Source organism: Vibrio sp. 10N.222.55.C6 (genome assembly GCF_041473395.1).
Lineage (GTDB): Bacteria > Pseudomonadota > Gammaproteobacteria > Enterobacterales > Vibrionaceae > Vibrio > Vibrio crassostreae_C.
The window spans coordinates 1-380 of the sequence record NZ_JBFRSD010001005.1 but is presented as its reverse complement, the minus strand read 5'-3'; the positions used below and the strand labels follow the sequence as shown (position 1 = coordinate 380).

Sequence of the window (380 nt, the reverse complement as noted above, 5' to 3'; positions counted from 1 at the left end):
TACGGCTTTCATCTGTGGCAGTGCATCCATTAGGTAGTATGCATCCATTCCCAGTGCTTGCAGACGCTTTTGGCCGTTTGAGTGTGCAGGCCATAGGTCGTTTAGCTCTTTATTAAGCTCGTTTTTGTTCTCAACCAATAGTGGTATGTCGCTGTAGAACACGCCGGTTAGGTCTTCATACTGCTTATCACCGCTGTTGCTGCGTGAGTTTGAGAAAAGAGCGGGCTGGCTAGCATCAGGGTTAATTGCAACTTCAATGAAGGGTTTGATTAGCGTTAGCTCTGAGTTCTTAGCCACAATGTAGACAGAATCGATATCACGACGGCTGCGTGGCTCTGTTTCTAGGTCTAGGTTCAGTAACCCATCCATTTGAGCGATAC

The 380-nt window shown here is 47.1% G+C and carries 1 protein-coding gene; it reads right to left on the bottom strand.

The features are described 5' to 3' along the window. Positions 1 to 380: penicillin-binding protein activator (locus AB4486_RS27280; RefSeq protein ID WP_372119913.1), on the bottom strand; the 380-nt coding region annotated here is incomplete at both ends.